Annotated in this window: 20 protein-coding genes; 9 read left to right on the top strand and 11 right to left on the bottom strand. The window is 73.0% G+C overall.

Features of this window, described 5'->3' with window-relative positions:
* Positions 1-43: 43 nt before the first annotated feature.
* On the bottom strand, positions 44-1,330 hold the full coding sequence (locus IG94_RS0130405; protein WP_031044491.1) for a M6 family metalloprotease domain-containing protein: 1,287 nt from the start codon (positions 1,328-1,330) through the stop codon (positions 44-46).
* A gap of 418 nt (positions 1,331-1,748) precedes the next feature.
* On the opposite strand from IG94_RS0130405, the gene IG94_RS0130410 reads away from it, so the two are divergent.
* Positions 1,749-2,402, top strand: coding sequence for a TetR/AcrR family transcriptional regulator (locus IG94_RS0130410; protein ID WP_031044492.1), 654 nt, complete (start codon positions 1,749-1,751; stop codon positions 2,400-2,402).
* Positions 2,403-2,582: 180 nt separating this feature from the next.
* On the top strand, positions 2,583-4,127 hold the full coding sequence (locus tag IG94_RS0130415; RefSeq protein ID WP_031044493.1) for an MFS transporter: 1,545 nt from the start codon (positions 2,583-2,585) through the stop codon (positions 4,125-4,127).
* Between the two features lie 112 nt (positions 4,128-4,239).
* Here IG94_RS0130415 and IG94_RS0130420 read toward each other — a convergent pair whose 3' ends face one another.
* Positions 4,240-4,836, bottom strand: a complete 597-nt coding sequence (locus tag IG94_RS0130420) for a MarR family winged helix-turn-helix transcriptional regulator (protein ID WP_031044494.1) — start codon at positions 4,834-4,836, stop codon at positions 4,240-4,242.
* A 163-nt stretch (positions 4,837-4,999) separates the two neighbouring features.
* Between IG94_RS0130420 and IG94_RS0130425 the strand changes: the two genes are divergently transcribed.
* Positions 5,000-5,761, top strand: a complete 762-nt coding sequence (locus IG94_RS0130425; protein ID WP_037772701.1) for a dioxygenase family protein — start codon at positions 5,000-5,002, stop codon at positions 5,759-5,761.
* Between the two features lie 66 nt (positions 5,762-5,827).
* On the opposite strand, the gene IG94_RS0130430 is transcribed toward IG94_RS0130425, so the two are convergent.
* Complete coding sequence (locus IG94_RS0130430; protein ID WP_031044496.1) at positions 5,828-6,346, bottom strand: GNAT family N-acetyltransferase; 519 nt, start codon at positions 6,344-6,346, stop codon at positions 5,828-5,830.
* Between the two features lie 222 nt (positions 6,347-6,568).
* Between IG94_RS0130430 and IG94_RS0130435 the strand changes: the two genes are divergently transcribed.
* Together IG94_RS0130435 and IG94_RS0130440 are read left to right on the top strand one after the other, a co-directional pair.
* On the top strand, positions 6,569-7,567 hold the full coding sequence (locus IG94_RS0130435; protein WP_031044499.1) for a sigma-70 family RNA polymerase sigma factor: 999 nt from the start codon (positions 6,569-6,571) through the stop codon (positions 7,565-7,567).
* Between the two features lie 489 nt (positions 7,568-8,056).
* Entirely contained in the window at positions 8,057-8,797 is a 741-nt protein-coding gene (locus IG94_RS0130440; protein WP_052410932.1) for a TetR/AcrR family transcriptional regulator, read from the top strand.
* A gap of 34 nt (positions 8,798-8,831) precedes the next feature.
* On the opposite strand, the gene IG94_RS0130445 is transcribed toward IG94_RS0130440, so the two are convergent.
* Positions 8,832-9,803 (bottom strand): helix-turn-helix transcriptional regulator, encoded by a 972-nt coding sequence (locus IG94_RS0130445; protein ID WP_031044507.1) that lies wholly within the window; start codon positions 9,801-9,803, stop codon positions 8,832-8,834.
* A 292-nt stretch (positions 9,804-10,095) separates the two neighbouring features.
* Between IG94_RS0130445 and IG94_RS0130450 the strand changes: the two genes are divergently transcribed.
* The 3 genes from IG94_RS0130450 (at position 10,096) to IG94_RS0130460 (ending at position 14,040) form a co-directional block, all read left to right on the top strand.
* Positions 10,096-10,857, top strand: a complete 762-nt coding sequence (locus IG94_RS0130450) for a DeoR/GlpR family DNA-binding transcription regulator (RefSeq protein WP_031044509.1) — start codon at positions 10,096-10,098, stop codon at positions 10,855-10,857.
* Positions 10,854-11,801: a 1-phosphofructokinase gene (gene pfkB / locus IG94_RS0130455; RefSeq protein ID WP_031044512.1), complete on the top strand. Its 948-nt coding sequence runs from the start codon at positions 10,854-10,856 to the stop codon at positions 11,799-11,801. Before IG94_RS0130450 ends, pfkB begins: the two co-directional genes overlap by 4 nt.
* An 82-nt stretch (positions 11,802-11,883) precedes the next feature.
* Entirely contained in the window at positions 11,884-14,040 is a 2,157-nt protein-coding gene (locus IG94_RS0130460; protein ID WP_031044515.1) for a PTS fructose transporter subunit IIABC, read from the top strand.
* A gap of 117 nt (positions 14,041-14,157) precedes the next feature.
* Here the strand turns inward: IG94_RS0130460 and IG94_RS0130465 are convergent, their stop codons facing one another.
* The 3 genes from IG94_RS0130465 to IG94_RS0130475 all read right to left on the bottom strand — a co-directional run bounded on the left by IG94_RS0130465 (position 14,158) and on the right by IG94_RS0130475 (position 17,626).
* A complete protein-coding gene (locus IG94_RS0130465) occupies positions 14,158-14,904 on the bottom strand; it encodes a DUF6227 family protein (RefSeq protein WP_031044518.1) in 747 nt (248 codons plus the stop codon).
* Between the two features lie 339 nt (positions 14,905-15,243).
* Positions 15,244-16,269 (bottom strand): P1 family peptidase, encoded by a 1,026-nt coding sequence (locus IG94_RS0130470; protein ID WP_031044522.1) that lies wholly within the window; start codon positions 16,267-16,269, stop codon positions 15,244-15,246.
* A 67-nt stretch (positions 16,270-16,336) separates the two neighbouring features.
* Complete coding sequence (locus IG94_RS0130475) at positions 16,337-17,626, bottom strand: low temperature requirement protein A (RefSeq protein WP_052410933.1); 1,290 nt, start codon at positions 17,624-17,626, stop codon at positions 16,337-16,339.
* A 139-nt stretch (positions 17,627-17,765) separates the two neighbouring features.
* On the opposite strand from IG94_RS0130475, the gene IG94_RS42085 reads away from it, so the two are divergent.
* Positions 17,766-17,942 (top strand): hypothetical protein, encoded by a 177-nt coding sequence (locus IG94_RS42085; protein WP_107060738.1) that lies wholly within the window; start codon positions 17,766-17,768, stop codon positions 17,940-17,942.
* A gap of 74 nt (positions 17,943-18,016) precedes the next feature.
* On the opposite strand, the gene mscL is transcribed toward IG94_RS42085, so the two are convergent.
* The 4 genes from mscL to IG94_RS40925 all read right to left on the bottom strand — a co-directional run bounded on the left by mscL (position 18,017) and on the right by IG94_RS40925 (position 20,984).
* Complete coding sequence (mscL, locus tag IG94_RS0130485) at positions 18,017-18,562, bottom strand: large conductance mechanosensitive channel protein MscL (RefSeq protein WP_052410934.1); 546 nt, start codon at positions 18,560-18,562, stop codon at positions 18,017-18,019.
* Positions 18,563-18,673: 111 nt separating this feature from the next.
* Positions 18,674-19,252: a hypothetical protein gene (locus tag IG94_RS0130490; protein ID WP_031044536.1), complete on the bottom strand. Its 579-nt coding sequence runs from the start codon at positions 19,250-19,252 to the stop codon at positions 18,674-18,676.
* 295 nt (positions 19,253-19,547) lie between these two features.
* Positions 19,548-20,420: an S-methyl-5'-thioadenosine phosphorylase gene (locus IG94_RS0130495; protein WP_031044540.1), complete on the bottom strand. Its 873-nt coding sequence runs from the start codon at positions 20,418-20,420 to the stop codon at positions 19,548-19,550.
* Between the two features lie 174 nt (positions 20,421-20,594).
* Complete coding sequence (locus IG94_RS40925; protein ID WP_031044543.1) at positions 20,595-20,984, bottom strand: FmdB family zinc ribbon protein; 390 nt, start codon at positions 20,982-20,984, stop codon at positions 20,595-20,597.
* Positions 20,985-21,022 lie beyond the last annotated feature (38 nt).

Genomic DNA, 21,022 nt, shown 5'->3' on the forward strand with positions numbered 1-21,022 from the left:
GTTCCGGCGGTCCCGGCCCGCTGGCGTTGCCGCCCGACCCTCCTCACCTGCGCGTGATCCGTACCCGCTGCTCGCCGTTGCCGTCCGTCGCCGACACCGCGATCGTGATGCCCCGGCGCGGGTCCTTGAAGGTCTCGCCGGGTCGGAAGGCGGCGTCGGAGAGTTCGGCGTGGACGTTCGCGCTGCGGGTGCAGCCGCCGCTGTCGCGCTGGGAGTCGTAGACCCGGACCGGGCCCATGCCGGTGTCCACGTCCGCGTCGACCCTGTAGATCAGCACCCCCGGCCGGCACACCGTCTCGTCGTTGCCCTCGCGGGTGCGCAGTTCGACCGCGTACCCCGTCCTGCCGTCCAGCGGGACGACCACCAGCTTGTCGCCGCCCTTGCGGGCCAGCGGAGTCAGCGTGTACTCCGTCGCGCCCGGCGCGGACGCGCAGTGCACCTGGGACGGGTCGAGCCAACCCAGTTTCCACTTGTGCCAGCCGAGCAGGTCGTTGTTGGCGCCCCAGTCCTCGCTCATGATGTCCCAGTGGCCGGCCGCCCCGCCGCCTTCCTGGGTGTAGAGGTCCGGCAGGCCGAAGACGTGGCCGTTCTCGTGGGGGAGGACCCGGTAGCCGGTCTCGCCGTAGGAGCCGGAACCGTCGTCCTGGCGGGAGTAGACGAACGAGGCGTTGGCGACCGGGACGCCGTCGGCGACGGGGGCCTCCTTGTTGCCGGCGAAGGTCACGGACAGGACCGTGTCCAGGGCGGAGGGGCCGGCGTTCGGGGTGACCAGGACGTTCACGAGGTCGTACTCGCGGAAGTCGACCTTCGCGTCGGCCGCCGCGACCATGTCCTGGACCATCTTGCGGTAGCCGGGTTCGAAGGGGGCGCCGCGCTCTATGCCGTACTCGGCGAACGACTTGGGCATCCGCAGCCAGCTGCGGATCGGGGTCTCGGGGCGGTAGTCGAGGCGGCCGTAGCTGCTGGTGCGGAACCACTTCGCGGTCTGCGGGAAGAACTCCGCGTACCGGTCGAGCGCCTTGCCCTCGCCGGGCGCGTCGGAGAAGTCGATCATCAGGGTCAGGGCGCGGACGGTGCCCGTCGAGCGGGCGTAACCGGCGGAGGTGGGCACGCCCTCGGACATCTGGATCTCGGAGCCGCCGCTGATCATGCAGGGGCCGTGCGCGGAGGAGCGGGAGAGGGCGGCGGGGCCCGGGCCCGCGGTCGAGGTGCCGGGGGCGAGGCGGCCGGTGCCCGCCGAGGTGCTGAGCGCGAGGGTCAGGGCGGTGACGGTCCCGATCGCGGCCAGCCGGCGCGGGCGTATGCGTCGGCTCGGCGGCTGCGGCTGCATGCGGACCTCCCCGGACCACGGCAGCCGCCCGGCACCGGCTGCACCCATGGCCTCACCCTGTGCCGGGGGGTGCGAGGGCGCGCGCTGAGGCGGCCGATCGTGGGTTTCTCACCGGTAGCCGCCGATCGGGTGAGAGGGTCCGGCCCCTCACCGACCGTGAGGGGGGAGCAGCTGAGGGCGGTGTGAGTCAGGTCACCGGAAAGTTCTTCGGGAGCGGGAAATAACCGGGGACCGTCTCCCCGTTTAGACCTGTGTCCGAGCGAAACGGGGACGGGCTCCCCGGATCGCCAGTCAAGACCAGCAAGACCGGTCGAGACCAGCTCGGTCGAGACCAGCAAGACCGGTCGAGACCAGCTCGGTCGAGACCAGCAAGACCCGTCAAGAAGAGAAACACCCTCACAGACCGAAGGAGTACGCCGTGCAGACCGCGATCCCCGACCAGCGCAAGGTGTCCAGGCCTCGCGCCGACGCCCTGCGCAACCGGGAGCGGATCGTCACCGCCGCCCGTGAGATGTTCGTCGAGCACGGCCCTGACGTGCCGCTCGACGACGTCGCCCGCCGGGCCGGCGTCGGCAACGCCACGGTGTACCGCAACTTCCCCGACCGCGACGCCCTCGTCCGCGAGGTCGTCTGCTCGGTCATGGACCGCACGGCACGGGCGGCCGAACTGGCCCTCGCGGAGACCGGCGACGCGTTCGAGGCGCTGGAGCGCTTCGTGCACGCCTCCGCCGACGAGCGGATCAGCGCCCTGTGCCCCATGGTGTCCAGCACGTTCGACCAGTTCCACCCGGACCTGGAAGCGGCGCGCGAACGGGTCGAACGACTCGTCGCCGAGGTCATGGACCGGGCGAAGGCGGCCGGTCAGCTCCGTGGTGACGTGGGCGTGAGCGATCTGATGATCGCCGCGGCCCAGCTCAGCCGGCCCCCGGCCGGTACGGGGTGCCTGAGTGCCGACCGGTTCGTCCATCGCCATCTTCAGCTGTTCCTGGACGGGTTGCGGGCTCCGGCCCGCACCGCCCTGCCGGGCACGCAAGTCACCATGGAGGACCTGCGCCGGCCCTGCGACCAGTAGTAGTCCAGCAGCCCGTCGCTCTGGAGTAGTCCAAGCTCCGGAGCGGTCCAGTAGCCCAGTAGTCCGTAGCTCTGGACGGCGGCCTCTCGGTCGTCGTCCGGGACGGTCGCGGCCCGGCCGCGGTCCACTCGTCCCTTTACTCACCTTTTTCCGTCACGAAGTCCCGAAGTGGGTATCCCCATGTCTCAGTCAGCCGTCAAGGCGTCCGGCGTCTCCGACGCCCCGGACGCCGGACGCTGGAAAGCGCTCGTCTTCATCGCGCTCGCCCAGCTGATGGTGGTCCTCGACGCCACCATCGTGAACATCGCCCTGCCCTCCGCCCAGCAGGACCTCGGCATCTCCGACGGCAACCGGCAGTGGGTCGTCACGGCCTACGCCCTCGCCTTCGGCGGTCTGCTGCTGTTCGGCGGTCGGATAGCCGACCTGTGGGGCCGCAAGCGCACCTTCGTCACCGGCCTGGCCGGCTTCGCCGTGGCCTCGGCGCTCGGCGGCGCGGCCACCAACGAGGCGATGATGTTCGGCTCCCGCGCCCTCCAGGGCGTTTTCGGCGCGCTGCTCGCGCCCGCCGCGCTCTCCCTGCTCGCCGTGATGTTCACCGACGCCAAGGAGCGCGCCAAGGCCTTCGGCATCTACGGTGCGATCGCCGGTGGCGGCGGTGCCGTGGGTCTGATCCTCGGCGGGTTCCTCACCGAGTACCTGAACTGGCGCTGGACGTTCTTCGTCAACATCCCGTTCGCCGTCATCGCCGCGGCCGGTGCGTACCTGGTCATCCGGGAGCCGAAGGGCAGCCGCAACCGCTCGCCGCTCGACATCCCCGGCGTGGTCCTGTCCACCCTCGGTCTGGTCGCGCTCGTGTACGGCTTCACCCGTGCCGAGTCCAACGGCTGGAGCGACGCCACGACGGTCGGCATGTTCGTCGGCGCCGCCGTGCTGCTCCTGTCCTTCGTGTTCGTCGAGGCCCGGGTCAAGGCCCCGCTGCTGCCGCTGCGCGTCATCACCGAGCGCAACCGCGGCGGGATCTACCTCTCGCTGGGCCTGGCCGTCATCGCGATGTTCGGCCTGTTCCTCTTCCTGACCTACTACCTGCAGGTCGTGAAGGGCTACACGCCGGTCAAGACCGGCTTCGCCTTCCTGCCGATGATCGCGGGCATGATCACGGGCTCTACCCAGATCGGCGCCCGGCTGATGACCCGGGTCGCGCCCCGGCTGCTGATGGGCCCCGGCTTCCTGGTCGCCGCCGCCGGCATGCTGTTCCTCACCCAGCTGGAGATCAACACCTCCTACGCCGGTGTGCTGCTGCCCGGCATGCTCCTGCTCGGCCTCGGCATGGGTACGGCGTTCATGCCGGCGATGTCCATGGCCACGATGGGCGTGGAGCCGCGGGACGCCGGTGTCGCCTCGGCGATGGTCAACACCTCGCAGCAGGTGGGCGGCGCGATCGGTACGGCACTGCTGAACACGATCGCCGCCTCGGCGACCACCTCGTACATCGCCGACCACATGGGCGGCGCGTCCTCCCGCTCCCAGCAGCAGCTGGTGCAGCTGCAGGGCCAGGTGCAGGGCTACACCAGCGCCATCTGGTTCGCCGTCGGCATCCTGGTCGTGGCGGCCGCGATCGCCCTGACCTTCGTCAACGCCGGCCGCCCCGGCGGCCCCGCGGTCAGCGGCTCCGGTGCGGGCGACGCGGCCGAGGACGAGCTGCCGATCCCGGTCGTCGCCCACTGACGACACCGGACGCGGTACCCGCTCGGGCCCTTCGGGCCCTCTGATCCACCCGTGCGCAAGGGGGAGGGGACGCCCCCGCGCACGGTTCCCAGGACCTGCCCCGGCTGCGCGCTCAGCGCAGCCAGGGCAGGTCCGCGCCCGCTTCGCTGGGCTGGAGTCCCTCGGCGACGATCCGCATGATCTCGCCGAGGGACTCCTGCTGTTGCGGGGTGAGCCGGTCGAAGACCGCCTGGCGTACGGCGTTCACGTGCCCCGGCGCGGTCCGGCGCAGCACCTCGTACCCCTCCTCGGTGAGGATGGCGAACTGGCCGCGCTTGTCGGAGGGGCAGTCCTCGCGGCGTACCCAGCCGTTCTTCTCCAGGCGGGCGACCGCGTGCGAGAGCCGGGAGCGGGTGATCTTCGCGTACTTGGCCAGCTCCGTCATCCGCAGCCGCCGGCGCGGTGACTCGGCGAGCTTGACCAGCAGGCCGTAGTAGACGTGCGGCATGCCCGCGTCGCGCTGGAGTTGCCGGTCGAGGTGGTCCTCCAGGAGGGTGGCGGCCTCGATGTAGGAGCGCCACACGAACTGCTCCCCGGCGGTGAGCCAGCGGGGCTCGTCGGGGGCGTGGCCTGCGGCGGGGGCTTCGGGGGCGGCCGGTGTGGGGGGTGTGGGGGGCTCGGCGGGCGCTTCGGGCCCGGCGGAGGACGCCGGGGTGGGTGCCGTGTTCATGTATCCCACTGTAAGAGACGACTCCTTGAAGGTTGAACAACTTAGGCGTAGATTGTTGGCAAGTAAAGATTGAGAGTTCAAGTACTAGTTGAAGTACTGGTTCATGCGCTGGGTCACGTACCGGATTGGGAGTCGCGCCATGGCCGCCGCCACGCAGGACCGCATGCCCGCCCTCTACCTCAGTCACGGCGCGCCGCCGCTCGCCGACGACCCGGTCTGGCCCGGTGAACTCGCAGCCTGGTCCGCCGACCTGCCCCGCCCCAGGGCGATCCTCGTCGTCTCCGCCCACTGGGAGGAGGCTCCGCTCGCGCTCGGTGCCACCCGTACCGTCCCTCTCGTCTACGACTTCTGGGGCTTCCCGGAGCACTACTACCAGGTGCGGTACGAGGCCCCCGGCGCCCCCGCGCTCGCCGAGTCCGTGCGCGGGCTGCTGCGCGCCCCCGGCACGCCGGTGCAGGACGTCCCCGACCGCGGCCTGGACCACGGCGCCTACGTCCCGCTGGTCGAGATGTACCCCGGCGCCGACATACCGGTCCTCCAGGTCTCCATGCCGACCCTCGACCCGGTGCGGCTCATGGAGATCGGCCGCAGGCTCGCGCCGCTGCGCGACGAGGGCGTACTGATCATGGGTTCCGGCTTCTTCACCCACAACCTGGCCGCGCTGCGCCAGGGCGGCATCCCCTCGTGGTCTGCGGAGTTCGACCACTGGGGCCGGTCCGCGCTGGAGTCCGGCGACGTGGACGGGCTGCTCGACTTCGCCCGCAAGTCCCCGGCGGGACGGCTCGCCCACCCGCGCACGGAGCACTTCGCGCCGCTGTTCGTGGCGATGGGCGCGGCGGACGCGACCGGTGAGCTGGACCGGCGCCGGTCCGTGATCGACGGGTTCTGGATGGGCCTGGCCAAGAGGTCGGTGCAGTTCGGCTGAGGGGCTGGGGGGAAGGGATCCGCCGGGGCGGGCCGCGGCCGGGCGGGCTACCGCGGCCCGGGCGGGCTACAGGCGCCGCTCGTACCAGGCCACGTCCCAGTAGCGGCCGAACTTGCGGCCCACCTCGCGGTACGTGCCCACGTGCCGGAAGCCGAAGCGGGCGTGCAGCCGGGCCGAGGCCTCGTTCGGCTGGGCGACGGCCGCGTAGGCGCGGTGCACGTCCTCGCCGGCCAGGGCGTCGAAGAGGGACGCGTAGAGCAGGGAGCCGATGCCGCGGCGGCCGGCGTGCGGGGCGACGTAGACGGTGGTCTCCACCGAGGTCGCGTAGGCGGGCTTCGGGCGGTAGGGGCCGGAGCTGGCGTAGCCCAGAATCTCCTGTGAGTCCGCGTCCGTCGCAACCCTCAGGCGGTACGGGCCGTCTTCAGGGTGGGAGAGCAGCCAAGGGCGGCGCTCCTCGGGAGTGAAGGGCTCGGTGTCGAAGGTGACGGGCGTCTCACGCACGTAGTGGTTGTAGAGGTCGGTGAGGGCCTTGAGATCGTCCTCGCTCCCCGGTCTGACCTGGACCTCCGTGTGCCCCGTCGCCATCCCGCCTCCTCGTGTGGCGGCACAGGGTACTGCATGATCAGAAAAATCGAGGGACGGGTTGGGAATTCTGTCCGGTTTCCAGTCGTTGTTTCCATCGGATGCAGGGCACCCGAGGAGAGTCCCGTCAGGGGCTGGAGGCGAAATCCGGCCGCTGGGAGACACCGTACGGCGTCCGGACGTCCGAAGGACCACCCGCTGAACCACCATCGCAAGGGAGCACGCATGGCAACCCGTGCCGTCGCCCGTCGTAAGTCCGCCACCGGCGAGACCTCCGGCGCGGCAACCAGCGTCCGCGCCAACGGCGGAGAGCTCGCCGACCGCGATCTGGTCGGCATGTACCTCGACGAGATCGCCCGCACACCCCTGCTCGACGCCGCCAAGGAGGTCGAGCTGTCCCAGACCATCGAGGCCGGTGTGTTCGCGCGGCAGGTTCTCGAAGGCTATGAGGAGACGGGGGCGGACGCCACCCGGGAGGAGCTCCAGGCCCTGATCGACGAGAGCGAGCGGGCCAAGGACGTCTTCATCCGTTCCAACCTCCGTCTCGTCGTCGCGGTCGCCCGGCGCTACCCGCGCAGTGGCCTGCCGCTCCTGGACCTGATCCAGGAGGGCAACGCCGGTCTGGTCCGCGCGGTCGAGAAGTTCGACTACCGCAAGGGCTTCAAGTTCTCGACGTACGCGACCTGGTGGATCCGGCAGGCCATCACCCGGTCCATCGCCGACCAGTCGCGCACCATCCGGCTGCCCGTGCACCTGGTGGAGGAGCTGGGCCGGATCCGGCGTGTGCAGCGCGAGTTCAACCGCGAGCACGGCCGCGAGCCGGAGCCCGCGGAGATCGCGGCCGAGCTGGGCTCGACACCGGAGCGCGTCACCGACGTGCTCGACTGGGCCCGCGACCCGGTCTCGCTGAACATGTCGGTGGACGACGAGGGCGAGACCCAGTTCGGCGACCTGCTGGAGGACACCTCCGCGGTCTCGCCCGAGCAGTCGGTGCTGACCCTGCTGCGCAGCGAGGAACTGGACGACCTCATCGGCCGCCTCGACCCGCGCACCGCGTCCATCATCAAGATGCGGTACGGCATCGACGACGGCCGCGAGCGCACCCTCACCGAGGTCGGCAAGGAGCACGGCCTCACGCGTGAGCGCATTCGCCAGATCGAGAAGCACGCGCTGCTCGAACTGAAGAAGCTGGCCCGCTCCACCGGCTTCGAGGCGGCGGCGTAGCCTACGGCGTGAGCGGCCGCGTCCCCGGTCGAGGTTCGCGGTCGTGGTGCGCGGTCGTGGTGCCGGCCGAGGTGCCTGACCGTCGCCGTGCGGGGCCGCACGGAGGCGTACGGCCGGTCGCCGCGTGACGCGGGGGCGTGACGTGACGGTTGGGGCGTGCGCCGGTGGGCGAAGGCCGCGCGAACATGGCCGTACAACGCTGCTTCAACCGGCGAGGGCCGGGAACAAGACCGACGAGCCCCGCCGTACCTGTGGACCACGTCCCGACGCACTCCCCCCGGCGCCGGGACTTCCCCGAGCCGGGCTCGGTGCCTCTCCCCCCGAGGCGCCGGGTCCGGCTCTTTCCGTGCCGCGAGCGGGCCGGGGCCGGTCCGCGTAGGGGCATCGGCCGGGTGCCGGAGCAGAGCGGGGAGGCGGGGCACCCCGAACCTGAACCCCGGGGTGGCCCGCCGAATGGCAGATTCTGCCACAGCGGCATAGCCTGCCGAAGTGAGCAGCACCATCCCCGCATCCCCCGACCCGGGGCAGGGGCCCGTCTCCCTGACCGAGCGGCGCAAGGCCGAAACCCGGATGGAGATCGCCCGCGCGGCGGCCCGCCTCTTCGTCGGCCAGGGCCTGCGGGCCACCCGGGCCGAGGACATCGCGCGGGCCGCCGGAGTCGCCCCGCGCACCTTCTACCGGTACTTCGCGACCAAGGAGGAGGCTGTCGCCCCGCTCTACGCCCTCGGCGCCGAGGGCTGGGTGCGGACGGTGCGCGAGGCCCCCGCCGAACTGTCCCCGCCCGAGGCCCTGGAACACGCCGTGCGGCACACGCTGACGCCGGGGGCCGCGGTCTCGGCGCCCTCCTGGGAGTGGGCCCGCACCCTCGTCCGGCTCGCGGAGAGCAGTCCGGCGCTGCGCAAGGTGTGGGCGGAGGTCTGCCACGTCACGGAGCGCGGTCTGCTGCAGGCGCTGGCGGCGCGGATGTCCGGCGGTGACGCCCACGCGGCCGCGCGGCTGGCGTCCACCCCGCGGCTGCAGTTCGGGGCGGCGGTGGCGGCCGCGGCCGTACGCGTCGCGGTGGAGCACTGGGCGGCCCGCCCGCCGGGGGCGCCCGGCCCGCTGGAGACGGCACTGCGGAACCTGCAGGCGCTGCGCGAGTTCGACTGGGGCGATGGCGGCGGTGGGTGTGATGGCCGTGATGGGGGCCTTCCGGGCGACGGGGCCGGTGCCGGCGCCGCCGACGCGTGACCCGGGGGTCGGGCGGGCGCGCCGACGGCGGCCGTCACGTGCTCTCCGTCGCCCGTACGAGCCGTGCCGCCAGTTCCCGGACGCGGTCCGCCAGCTCCGCCGGCCGCCGCACCCGGAACTCCAGGCCCGTCGTCGCGAGCCGCACCGCCACCGCCTCCGGCGCGTCGGACACGGTCGCCCGCAGCACGCACGACATGCCGTCGTCGGTCGCCTCCGGCGCCCCGAACCACTGCGGCAGCCGCGACGCGGCCACCTCGGCCGGTACGGCGAAGAGGACGTCGATCTCGTAGGAGTCGCCGAGCCGCTGCAGTGAGCGCCGCAGGTACTCCGCGGCGTCCCGGGCAGGCAGCTCCCGGGGCGTGAACCGCGCGCCGGTGGCGAACGGTTCGGCGACCCGGTCCACCCGGAAGGTCCGCCAGTCCTCCCGGCCGAGGTCGTAGGCGACCAGATACCAGCGCGCCCCCGTCGACACCAGCCGGTGCGGCTCCGTGAGGCGGCGCGACTTTGTGCCGTCCGCCGCGCGGTAGGCGAACCGCAGCCGCTCCTGCCCGGCCACCGCCGAGGCCATGACGGTCAGTGTCCCGGGGTCGATGCCCGGGCCGTCGCCGCCGGTCAGCGGCGTGGTCGCGGCATGGAACGTCGTGACACGGTGCCGCAGGCGCGACGGCAGCACCTGCTCCAGCTTGGCCAGCGCCCTGACCGACGCCTCGTCCAGCCCCGCGACCGCGTGCCCGGCTCCGGCCCGCAGCCCGACCGCGATGGCCACCGCCTCCTCGTCGTCGAGGACCAGCGGGGGCATCGCCTTCCCGGCGACCAGCCGGTAGCCGCCGTCCGAGCCCATGGACGCCTGCACGGGGTAGCCCAGCTCGCGCAGGCGGTCGATGTCCCGCCGGATCGTGCGCCGGGAGACGCCGAGCCGTTCGGCCAGCTCGCCGCCGGGCCATTCACGGGGCGTCTGGAGAAGCGAGAGGAGCGTCAGCAGCCGGGCCGGAGTGTCCGTCGTCATCCACCGAGGATGCCGCACATCTGGGACAGCATCTGTCCTACCGGTCGCCCTCGTGGCCGTCCCTCGGTGGCCCTCCCGGTTGTTCTCTCCCCCTGTCCCCTGTTCTCCGGCCAGGGCCGGCTTCCCACTCAGTGGCCGGCTTCCACTCAGCGGTCGGCTTCCACTCAGCGCCTGTGCCCGTTCGTGCCCACTTGGGTCCGAACGTGTCCGTGTTCCTGTTTACATCCCGGAAAACCGGGCGTAGCCTCCGAGAGAAACCACAGGTTCGGGCACGGTTCGGAGGTGAACGGTCATGTACGCACCGGAGCGGCAGCAGGAGATCCTCCGGCTCGCCCGGGACAGTGGCCGGGTGGACGTGGTGTCGCTGGCCGAGGAGTTCCAGGTGACGGCGGAGACCATCCGCCGCGACCTCAAGGCGCTGGACCGGGCCGGACTGCTCCGCCGGGTGCACGGCGGCGCGATTCCCGCCGGGCGGCTGGACTTCGAGCCGGACCTCGCCGAGCGCGAGTCCACCGCCGCCGACGAGAAGGACCGCATCGCCGAGGCGGCCCTCGCGGAGCTGCCGGCCGAGGGCACGCTGATCCTCGACGCCGGTTCGACGGTGGCCCGCATGGCCGCCGCCATCCCGCCCGGGGCCTCGCTGACCGTCGTCACCCACAGCCTGCCCATCGCGGCCCGGCTCGCCGACCACCCCGGCATCCAGCTCCACCTGGTCGGCGGGCGGGTGCGGCACCGTACGCGCGCCGCCGTGGACGCCTGGGCGCTGCGCGCCTACGGCGAGATCCGCGCCGACGTGACCGTGGTGGCGGCCAACGGCTTCTCCGTCGAGTACGGCCTGACCACGCCCGACCTCGCCGAGGCCGCCGTCAAGCGGGCCGCCGTGGCCGCCGCCCGCCGGGTGGTGCTGGTGGCCGACTCCTCGAAGTACGGGCAGGAGCACTTCGCCCGCTTCGGTGCCCTGGACGACGTGGACCTGCTGATCACCGACAGCGGGCTCAGCCCCGAAGACACCAACGCCGTCGAGCGCGCCGGCACGGGAGTAGTACGCGCATGATCCTCACCGTCACCCCCAACCCGTCCCTCGACCGCACCTACGAGCTCCCCCGGCTGGACCGCGGCGAGGTCGTCCGCGCCACCGGCGAGCGGGTGGACCCGGGCGGCAAGGGCGTCAACGTCTCGCGTGCGGTGACGGCGGCCGGACGGCGCACCGTCGCGGTGCTCCCGCTCGGCGGCGCGCCGGGCGCCCTGGTGGCCGACCTCCTCGACGCGCAGGGCATCGAGGTGGCGCCGGTGCCGATCGCCGGGGCCACCCGCTCCAACATCGCGCTCGCCGAGGCCGACGGCGTCCTGACGAAGATCAACGCGCCGGGCCCCGAACTGACGGCGGCCGAACGGGAACTGCTCCTGGAGACCGTACGGCGGCAGTCGCACGACGCGGACTGGATCGCCTGCTGCGGCAGCCTGCCCCGCTCGCTCGCCCCGTCCTGGTACGCCGACCTGGTCGCCCGCGCCCACACCGCCGGGGTCCGCATCGCCCTGGACACCTCCGGACCGGCGCTGCTCCAGGCGTTGCGGGAGCGGCCGGACGTGGTCAAGCCCAACGCCGAGGAACTGGCCGAGGCCGTCGGGCGTCCGCTGGGCACCGTCGGCGACGCGGTGAAGGCCGCGGAGGAGCTGCGGGAGCTGGGCGCCGGGGCCGTGCTCGCCAGCCTCGGCGCCGACGGCCAGCTGCTCGTGGACGACGCGGGCACCTGGTACGGCAACGCCCGCGTGGACGCCGTACGCAGCAACGTCGGTGCCGGGGACTCCTCCCTGGCCGGTTTCCTCGTCGCCGGGGGAGTGGGGCCCGCCGCCCTGGCCTCCGCCGTCGCGCACGGTGCCGCCGCCGTCCGGCTGCCCGGCAGTGTGATGCCGACGCCGGGCGACCTGGACCCGGCAGCGGTGACCGTCACGGCCGAGGTGCCCCTGGACCGTGCGCTCCGGGAGCCCGCGTCGTGAACCTCCTCTGCCGTGCCGTTTTCCTTCCCTTCCCCGCCCCTGAGCCCGAGTTGCGGGCGATACGCGAGCTAAGGAGCCCGCGATGAGCGACATGATCAGCGCCGATCTGGTCGACCTCGACCTGTCCGCCGAGACCAAGGAAGCGGCGGCGCGCGCCCTCGCGGAACGGATGGTGACCCGCGGCCGGGTGACCGACCTGGAGGGCTTCCTCGCCGACGTGGCCGCCCGCGAGGCGCAGATGCCGACCGGCCTCGACGGCGGCATCGGCATCCCGCACTGCCGCAGCGAGCACGTCACCGAGCCGACGCTCGCCTTCGGGCGCAGTGCGGCCGGGATCGACTTCGGGGCGGCGGACGGGCCGGCCGACCTGGTCTTCCTGATCGCCGCACCGGCGGGGGCCGACGACGCCCATCTGACGATCCTGTCCGCGCTGGCCCGGCAGCTGATGAACGCCGAGTTCACCGCCGCGCTGCGCTCGGTGGGCGACGCGGCGGACGCGGCGGCGCTGATCCGCGGGGAGGATCCGGCACCGGCGGACGAACCCCGCGCGGGCGCCGAGCCGGTCGGTGAGTCGACGGGCGGGACGGCCGGCGATGCGACGGGCGGGACGGCCGGCGTGGCGGCAGGTGACGGGCCCGGCGATTCGGCCGGCGAGGAGTCCGGCGGTGGAGAGTCCGGCGGTGAGGGGGCCGGCGAGTCCGGGCGGCCGTTCCGGATCGTCGCCGTCACCTCCTGCCCCACCGGCATCGCACACACCTACATGGCGGCCGAGTCGCTGGAGAACGCGGGGCGCGAGGCGGGCGTCGAAGTCGTCGTCGAGACCCAGGGCTCGGCCGGTTTCACCCGGCTCGACCCGGCGGTGATCGCGGCGGCGGACGGCGTGATCCTCGCCCATGACGTCGCCGTGCGCGAGAAGGACCGCTTCGCCGGCAAGCCGACCGTCGACACCGGCGTCAAGGCGGCCGTCAACCGGCCCGGCGAGCTGATCGGCGAGGTCCGCTCGAAGGCGGCCCGCGGCGAGGTCACGGCGGCCGGCGGCGCGGGGGGCGGCGGCGCGGCCGGTGCGGACGGGGCCACGCCGGTCGGGCGCGGCGGCGAGTCAGGCGAGGGGTACGGCACCCGGCTCCGCACGTGGCTGATGTCCGGCGTCAGCTACATGGTCCCGTTCGTCGCCGCGGGCGGCCTGCTGATCGCCCTCGGGTTCGCGATCGGCGGCTACGAGATCAACAAGGCGCCGTCCGTGATGGACCACTTCGTGTGGACCCAGGCGGACAGCTGGGCGGCCCTGCTCTACCAGATCGGCGGCGTGTCCTTCGCCTTCCTCGTCCCCGTGCTGGCCGGCTACATCGCCTACGGCATGGCCGACCGGCCGGGCCTGGTCCCCGGCTTCGTCGGCGGCTCCATCGCGCTGACCATCGACGCGGGCTTCCTGGGCGGACTGGCGGCCGGTCTGATCTCCGGCGCCGTGGTGCTGGCGATCCAGCGGGTCCGCATACCGGCGGCGCTGCGCGGCATCATGCCGGTGGTGGTGATCCCGCTGATCTCCTCGGCGGTCGTCGGGTTCCTGATGTTCGTGGTGATCGGCAAGCCCATCGCGTCCGCGCAGGAGGCGATGACCGACTGGCTGAACGGTCTTTCCGGCGCCAACGCGGTCCTGCTCGGCGCGCTGCTCGGCCTGATGATGTGCTTCGACCTCGGCGGCCCGGTCAACAAGGTTGCCTACACCTTCGCCACCGCGGGCATCGCGGTCTCGGACCCGAGTGACTCCGCGATGAAGATCATGGCGGCGGTGATGGCGGCCGGCATGGTCCCGCCGCTGGCGCTGGCCCTGGCCACCACGGTGCGCGCCCGGCTCTTCAACGCCGCCGAGCGCGAGAACGGCAAGGCCGCCTGGGTCCTGGGCGCCTCCTTCATCTCCGAGGGCGCGATTCCGTTCGCCGCAGCCGACCCGCTGCGTGTCATCCCGTCCTCCATGGTGGGCGGCGCGATCACCGGTGCCCTGTCCATGGCCTTCGGTGCCACGCTGCGCGCCCCGCACGGCGGCGTCTTCGTGGTCCCGCTGATCGGGAACCCGCTGCTCTACCTGGTCGCCGTCGCGGCCGGCGTGTGCGTCACGACGGCGCTGGTGATCGTCCTCAAGGGGCTGCGCAGGCCGGTGCCGGGTGCGACGGCCCAGGGGCCGGGCGGCGGTACGGACCCGTCGGCTCCGTCGGGCGCGAAGCAGCCGGTGGCGGCGTAAGGGGATAAGGGGAAGGACGGACGGCGAGCGCCGCGGGCGGCGCCCGCACCGGGCGGCCCATTGGGGTGAGTTGGGAGGGACAGCCGCAGCCGGACAGTCCCTAGGACACCCGGGCCGCTAGGACACCTGGGCCGCGCGCCGTTCCATCGCCAGGCGGGCCGTGTCCTCGCTGTCGTAGACCTCGCACATGTGCCGGCCGTCGGGCGTGTCCGTGTGCTCGACCTCCCAGAGGGAGATCTCCGCGCCGTCGGGCAGTAAGAACGCGTGCTCGTAGAGCGAGAAGCCGATCCGGGCGCGCCCCGCGCGCCCGGGGACGCCGAAGGCCTGGGTGATCTGGTGCGCGGACGCCGTCGCCAGCAGGGCGGCGAGGTCGGCTCCGGGCCGGTCGGCGTTCTCCGCGCGGCGCAGCAGCCGGCGGGCGTGGTCGGCCGAGGCGTCGCGGACATAGGCGTGCCGCGGGGCGGGAACCGGGGACAACTGCACCTGCACCGCCAGCTCGAAGTCCGGTGTCTCCGGCGGCAGTGCCAGCCGCGCGGTCGCGGTGCGCAGCTCCTCCTCGTCCACGTACACCTCGTGCTGCGGCTCGCTGCCCGGCGCGGGGTTGTGGACGAGCTCCCAGAGGGTCAGCGCCGAGCCGTCGGCGAGCAGCCAGGTGTGCCGGTACGTCTCGCGGTGCAGCCCCGCGCTGTGGTGCGCGGAGTGCAGGGAGCCGTCGTGCGCGAGCGCGCAGTCCAGCAGCCGTATCGTCTCGTCGGGCAGCTCGAACGAGTTCAGGGCGCGACCGAGTAGCCGCATGAGATGCTCCTCCGGAGACTCGGGCGACTCGGGTGGTTCGTACGCTGCCGTCTCGTACGGAACGCTCAAGGTTTCTCCCGGCGTTGCTGCATGTCACCTTGTGGGTGCATACCGTAGCCCCTCGGTCGGACGTCGTGCCCGGGAACCGAGAAAACGTATGCACGAAAAACGCGGTAGTCACGCAAGAAGTTCCCGTGCGAGCCGACGGGCCGTCAAAAACCGCTGCTCAGGAGCCTGTCGGACCGCTCTTCGTCTTCGTGACTCCGTAGGCACCTGCCCGCCGCGCGGGCCCCGCACACCTCCCCGCCCGCGCCCCGGTACGCGGCATGGCGCATTCCGGTGCATCCCATCGCGTTCCAGCGCATCCCCTGCCCGTGCCCCATGCGTGCCCTACGCGTGGCCGTGCAACTACCCGTACAACTCCCCGTAGGACGGCCACGCCCCGCCGGGTCCGTCCACCGGGGTGGCGGCCCGGACCGCTCGGACGATCGCCCGCGTCACCACGTCCGCGCCCGCCGCCAGCACCTCGTTCAGCGCGAGCGGCTGCCCGGCGTCGAGCGGCTGCTCCCCGGTCGCCAGCGCGAACACCGTGTCGCCGTCGCTGAGCAGGTGCACCGGCCGTACGGCGCGTGCGATGCCGTCGTGCGCCGTGCCGGCCAGCTTCTGCGCCTGCGCCTTCGACAGGTCGGCATCGGTGGCAACGACGGCGAGCGTGGTGTTCAGCGGTGGCGGCGCGTTCCTCGCCGCCACCGCGGCCAGCCGCCGCTCCGCGGTCGCGTGGATGTCCGGCGCCGGATACTCCACGCGGCCGCCCCGGAACAACTCCCCGTACAGCATCCCCGTTTCCGGGTCCGTCACCGACCCCGCGGCGTTGGCCACCACCAGCGCCGCCACCGTGATGCCCGAGTCCAGCACGGTGCTCGCGGTGCCGACCCCGCCCTTGAGCGTGCCGACCACGGCTCCCGTGCCGGCCCCGACGCACCCTTCGGCCACCCTCTCGCCCGGCGTGCTCGCGTGGGCCGCCTCCGTCGCCGCGTATCCGGTGGCCGCGTCCGGCCTGGCCCGGAAGTCGCCCCCGCGGCCCAGATCGAAGACGCAGGCACCGGGCACCACCGGCACCACGTGCGCCGGGTCGGGGCCCACGCGCACTCCGCGTCCCCGCTCCTCCAGCCAGGCCATCACTCCCGACGCCGCGTCGAGCCCGTAGGCACTGCCGCCGGTCAGCACCACCGCCTGGACCTTCTGCACCAGGTTGCGGGGATCGAGCGCGTCGGTCTCCTTGGTGCCCGGACCGCCGCCGCGTACGTCGACGGCCGCGACCGCCCCCGCCTCCGGCGCGAGCACCACCGTCGTCCCCGTGAGCCACCCGTCGCCGGCGCGCGTCGCATGCCCCACCAGCACACCGCCGACGTCCGTCAATCCGTCCACTGTCATGACGCCAGTGTGGTCCAGGAAGAGGTGCCGGAAACGGCAGCCCGGGCGGCGGCGGACACGTCGCCGCTCACGTCGCCGCGGCCGCCGGACGGCTCCCCTCCCGCGAGGCCCGTCGCGCGGTCAGCACCACCCCGGCCGCCACCGCCAGGGCCAGCACCAGCCCCGCCACCAGCACCCCCGGGTCGCCGAGGAAGGTGCAGCAGAGCACCAGCAGCGCGGCCGCCGGCAGTACGGCCTGCTCGGCGACGCCCACCTTGAAGTGCCGCGCGTGCAGCGCCCACACCGTGATCAGGAACAGCGCCGTCGGCAGGGTCACCGCCGAGGTGGCCGCGAGCGTCGAGATGTGCGCCTTGCCCACGGCCTGCTCCACCGCCACCTCGAGACCCGCCCCGATCGCGGCCGCCGAGGCGAACACCAGGTAGTGCCCGTACCCCCACAGGAAACCCTGCCGGTTGGACCGCAGATGGCCGTGGACCGGCACCACGAAGTAGATCCACCAGGCGGCGAAGACGATCAGCAGCCCGCCGGCCGCGACGGGGAGCAGCTCGCCCAGCGCGTCGTGCTCGTCGATGCCCGACTTCACCGCCACCGTGGCCGCGGCGACGGTCTCGCCGAGCACGATGATCGTGAGCAGGCCGTACCGCTCGGAGATGTGGTGCGCGTGCCAGGACGACTGGTGCTCGCGTTCGGCGAACGCCGGCACGCACAGCTCCAGCACCACCATCGCCAGGAACAGCCAGCCCCGGCCGCCTGCGGGCAGGAACAGCAGGCCGAGCCAGCCGCCCTGGCAGAGCAGCAGGCCTCCCGCGTACCTCAGGGCCATGGTGCGCTCCGCCGTCTCCTCGGCATTGCGCGCCGCTCTGAGCCACTGGGCCGACATGGCGAGACGCATGATCATGTAGCCGAGCACCACGGCCACCCAGTCGTCGTCCTCGAAGGCCCGGGAGATCCCGGCCGCGAGGACCAGCACCCCGGCGATCTGCACCAGGGTGACGATCCGGTAGAGCACGTCGTCGTTGTCGTAGGCCGAGGCGAACCAGGCGAAGTTCAGCCAGGCCCACCAGATGGCGAAGAAGACCATGGCGTAGTGGAGAACGCCCTGGCCGGCGTGGCCCTCGGCGACGGCGTGCACCAGCTGGACGCCCGCCTGGGCTACGGCGACGACGAAGCACAGGTCGAAGAGGAGCTCCAGCGGAGTGGCGGCCCGGTGCCGCTCGTGCCGGTCGCGGGCCTTCAGTCTGCGCACCGGGGCCCGGTCCTCGGACGGCGGCACCGGGTGCGCGCCCGTGGACGACGGGCCGGTGGAGGACGGACCGTGGGGGGACGGCCCGGTGGGGGGCGGGCTACTGGACATCATGGCTCCCAGCACAGCAGAAGACGGCGCGGATGTGCGTGCGGACCGGGTCCGGTCGCGGGGCGAGCCGAGCCGGACGGAGCGGGGGCGAGCGGGACGGACGGGACGCGTCCAAGGGGCGGACCGGCCGTACCCTGGAGGCATGAGCAGCACCCCCGAGTCCGAGCCCCGCGCGCCCAGGCCGGCGCTGGTCTTCGACGATCCGCTGGACCAGCAGACCTCCGACGACACCGACCGAGGCTGGGGCGAGCGGCCCGAGGGCGACAGCGCGGCCGACCTGAAGCGCTTCCTCGACGAGAAGCCGCCCCACCACATCTGAGCGGCCACCGCTCCGAGCGGTCCACCGGCCTCGGGTCGCGCCGGCCGGTCCGCGTCGCTCCTCGGCCGGCTCGGCTAGGAGCGGCCGGGACCCGAGCCCGGCTGGTCGGGACCGGTGCCCGGGCCGTCCTGACCGGTGGCCGGACGGTCGGACGCCGTGCCGGTCGTGGAACCGCGCTGCGCGAGCAGCGTGTCGCGGATCTCCTTGAGGACCTCCAGCTCGGAGACCTCGATGACCTCCTCGGTGCCCTCCTTCGCCTTGCGCCGGGCCTCCTGGCGGGCCAGGTACTTCGCCATGGGCAGCACCATCAGGAAGTAGACGACGGCAGCCGTGATCAGGAACGTGAGGGTGGCGCCCAGGACCGAGCCCCAGAGGATGCGCACGCCCGTCGCGCTGTCGCCGGTCCCCTCGCACGGGCCCTTCAGGCAGGAGCTGTAGCTGTCCAGGCTCTGCGTGCCCAGCGCCCCGACCACGGGGTTGATGACCCCCTCCACCACCGAATTGACGATTTTGGTGAAGGCGGCGCCGATGACGACCGCCACCGCCAGGTCGATGACGTTTCCGCGCATCAGGAAGGCCTTGAAGCCGTCCCAGATGCTCGGCTCGCTCTTCTCGCTCACGGTGGGAGCACTCCTCGCTTGAACAGGTGTAGGAACCAAACGTTCCGCAACCTACGACAGTCGTGGGCCGTCCTGTCCAATCCGATCCCTCGAACGGGCGACTTGACAGGGTCAGCACAGGGCCACCGCCAACCGTGCCGTGGTACCCGCGCCGACCAGTCGGTGAGCCGTCTCACGCGGCACCGAGACGACCACCAGCGCCCCGTCAGCCGCCGCCCCCGCCCCTGCCACCGGCTCGGGCACCTCAGTCACCCGCACCCCGCGGGCGAGTACCGAGGTGCCGCCCGTGCCGCCGTCGCCGGTCGAGACGACGTCGATCCGGTCACCCGGCCTGAGCAGCCGCACCGTGGCCGCGTCCGAGATCCGCACCGGCGCCGCGACGAACCGGGTGCTCTGCCGCTCGGGTACCGGCTCGGCCACCGGATGTCCGCGGGCCCGCCGCGTGTCCGGTTCGCCGGCCTCCGAGTGCGGGCCCGCCGCCACCAGGGCCGCCGCGGTGACGACGAGCCCCGCGGCCAGGAGCCGCCGCCGGTGCCGTACGAGCCGGTGCAGCCGGCCGCGTCCGCCACGCACCCGGACCGGGGCGAAGTGCGGCACCTCGCAGGTGGGCGGCGCCTCGCTGCCGGGCGGAAACAGCGGCAGGGACGACGCGGGGGAGGAGTACGGAGCGGCGACGGCGGAACGGGACATGAGGGAGCACCACCTGTGACGAGCTGTGCCGGCGGACCGGCTTGCGCTCCCACCATGAGGCTTTTCGCCGAGGCCCGCCGGAGCCCGTGGACCACCGGCCGCTTGTGGACAACTCCGTCACCCGAACAGGACGTTCCGCTACGACGGCGCGGTCCCGGGCCCGTCCCGCCACGGGGGGCGCGGTCCCCGGGCCCGTCCCGCCACGGGGGGCGCGGTCCCCGGGCCTGTCCCCGCCACGGGGGCGCGGTCCCGGGCCCGTCCCCGCCACGGGGGCGCGGTCCCGGGCCCGTCCCCGCTACGGCAGCGTGATCCCCGGGTCCGTCCCGCCCAGGGCCGACCCGCACGGGCAGTCCCGTTCCCCGGTCGCCGGCAGCGCGGCCACCGTGTCGAACAGGACGCCCCGCAGCCGGTCCACGTTGGCGGCGAACACCCGCAGCACCTCCTCGTGCGAGACCCCCTCGCCGGTCTCCGCGCCGGCGTCCAGGTCGGTCACGAGAGTCAGCGAGGTGTAGCAGAGCTCCAGCTCACGGGCGAGCGCCGCCTCGGGGTGCCCGGTCATGCCCACCACCGACCAGCCCTGGGCCCGGTGCCACAGGGACTCCGCGCGGGTACCGAACCGCGGGCCCTCGACCACGACCAGGGTGCCGCCGTCGACGGCCTCCCACTGCTGCCCCCCGGCCGCCTTCAGCGCGGCGGACCGTCCGGTGGGGCAGTACGGGTCGGCCAGCGACACGTGCACCACGTTGGGCACCGTCCCGTCGGGCGTCGGCAGCCCGTCGAAGTACGTCGACGGACGGGAGCTCGTACGGTCGACGAACTGGTCCGGCACCAGCAGCGTGCCCGGCCCGTACTCGGGACGCAGGCCGCCGACCGCGCACGGGCCGAGCACCTGGCGCACCCCGGCCGAGCGCAGCGCCCACAGGTTGGCGCGGTAGTTGATCCGGTGCGGCGGCAGATGGTGCGAGCGGCCGTGCCGAGGGAGGAAGGCGACCCGCCGGCCGGCGACCTCGCCGACGAAGAGAGAGTCGCTGGGCGGCCCGTACGGGGTCTCCACCTCGACCTCGGTCACGTCGTCGAGGAACGAGTAGAAACCGGAGCCGCCGATCACACCGATCTCGGCCCGCACGTTCTCCGCACCCGCGTTCTCGGCCTTCACCTTGTTCGCCATGGCCCCGACCCTAACCGCCCCGGAAACGCCGAGGACCCTGCCGCCGGACGACGACAGGGTCTCGTAAGAACTCGCGGGACGAGTCCACGGAAGGAACGCGCGGAACACGTCCACGGAAGGAACTCACTGCAGAGTCCGCAGAGTCCGCGCGAGGCCCTCGCGGGGGAACAGCTCCTAGGCGGCGGTGCTGCCGGCGGAGGAGCTGCCGGAGCCCGACGAGCCGGAGCCCGAGGAACCCGACGAGGACGAACCCGACGAGGACGAACCCGACGAGGACGAAGAGGACGACCCCGAAGAGGACGACGAGCCCGAGTCCGAGGAGGACGAAGAGGCGGACGACGACCCGGACTTCGAGCCCGACGCCGCGGGCGAGCTGCTCGACGAGCTGCTGCGGCTGTCGTTCCGGTAGAAGCCGGACCCCTTGAAGACGATGCCGACGGCCGAGAACACCTTCTTCAGGCGGCCCTGGCAGTTCGGGCACTCGGTGAGGGCGTCGTCGGTGAACTTCTGCACCGCCTCGAGGCCCTCGCCGCACTCGGTGCACTGGTACTGGTACGTCGGCACTGTGACTTCCTCCTGGCACTCTCACTCGATGAGTGCTA

The organism is Streptomyces olivaceus (assembly GCF_000721235.1).
Taxonomy (GTDB): Bacteria; Actinomycetota; Actinomycetes; order Streptomycetales; family Streptomycetaceae; genus Streptomyces; species Streptomyces olivaceus.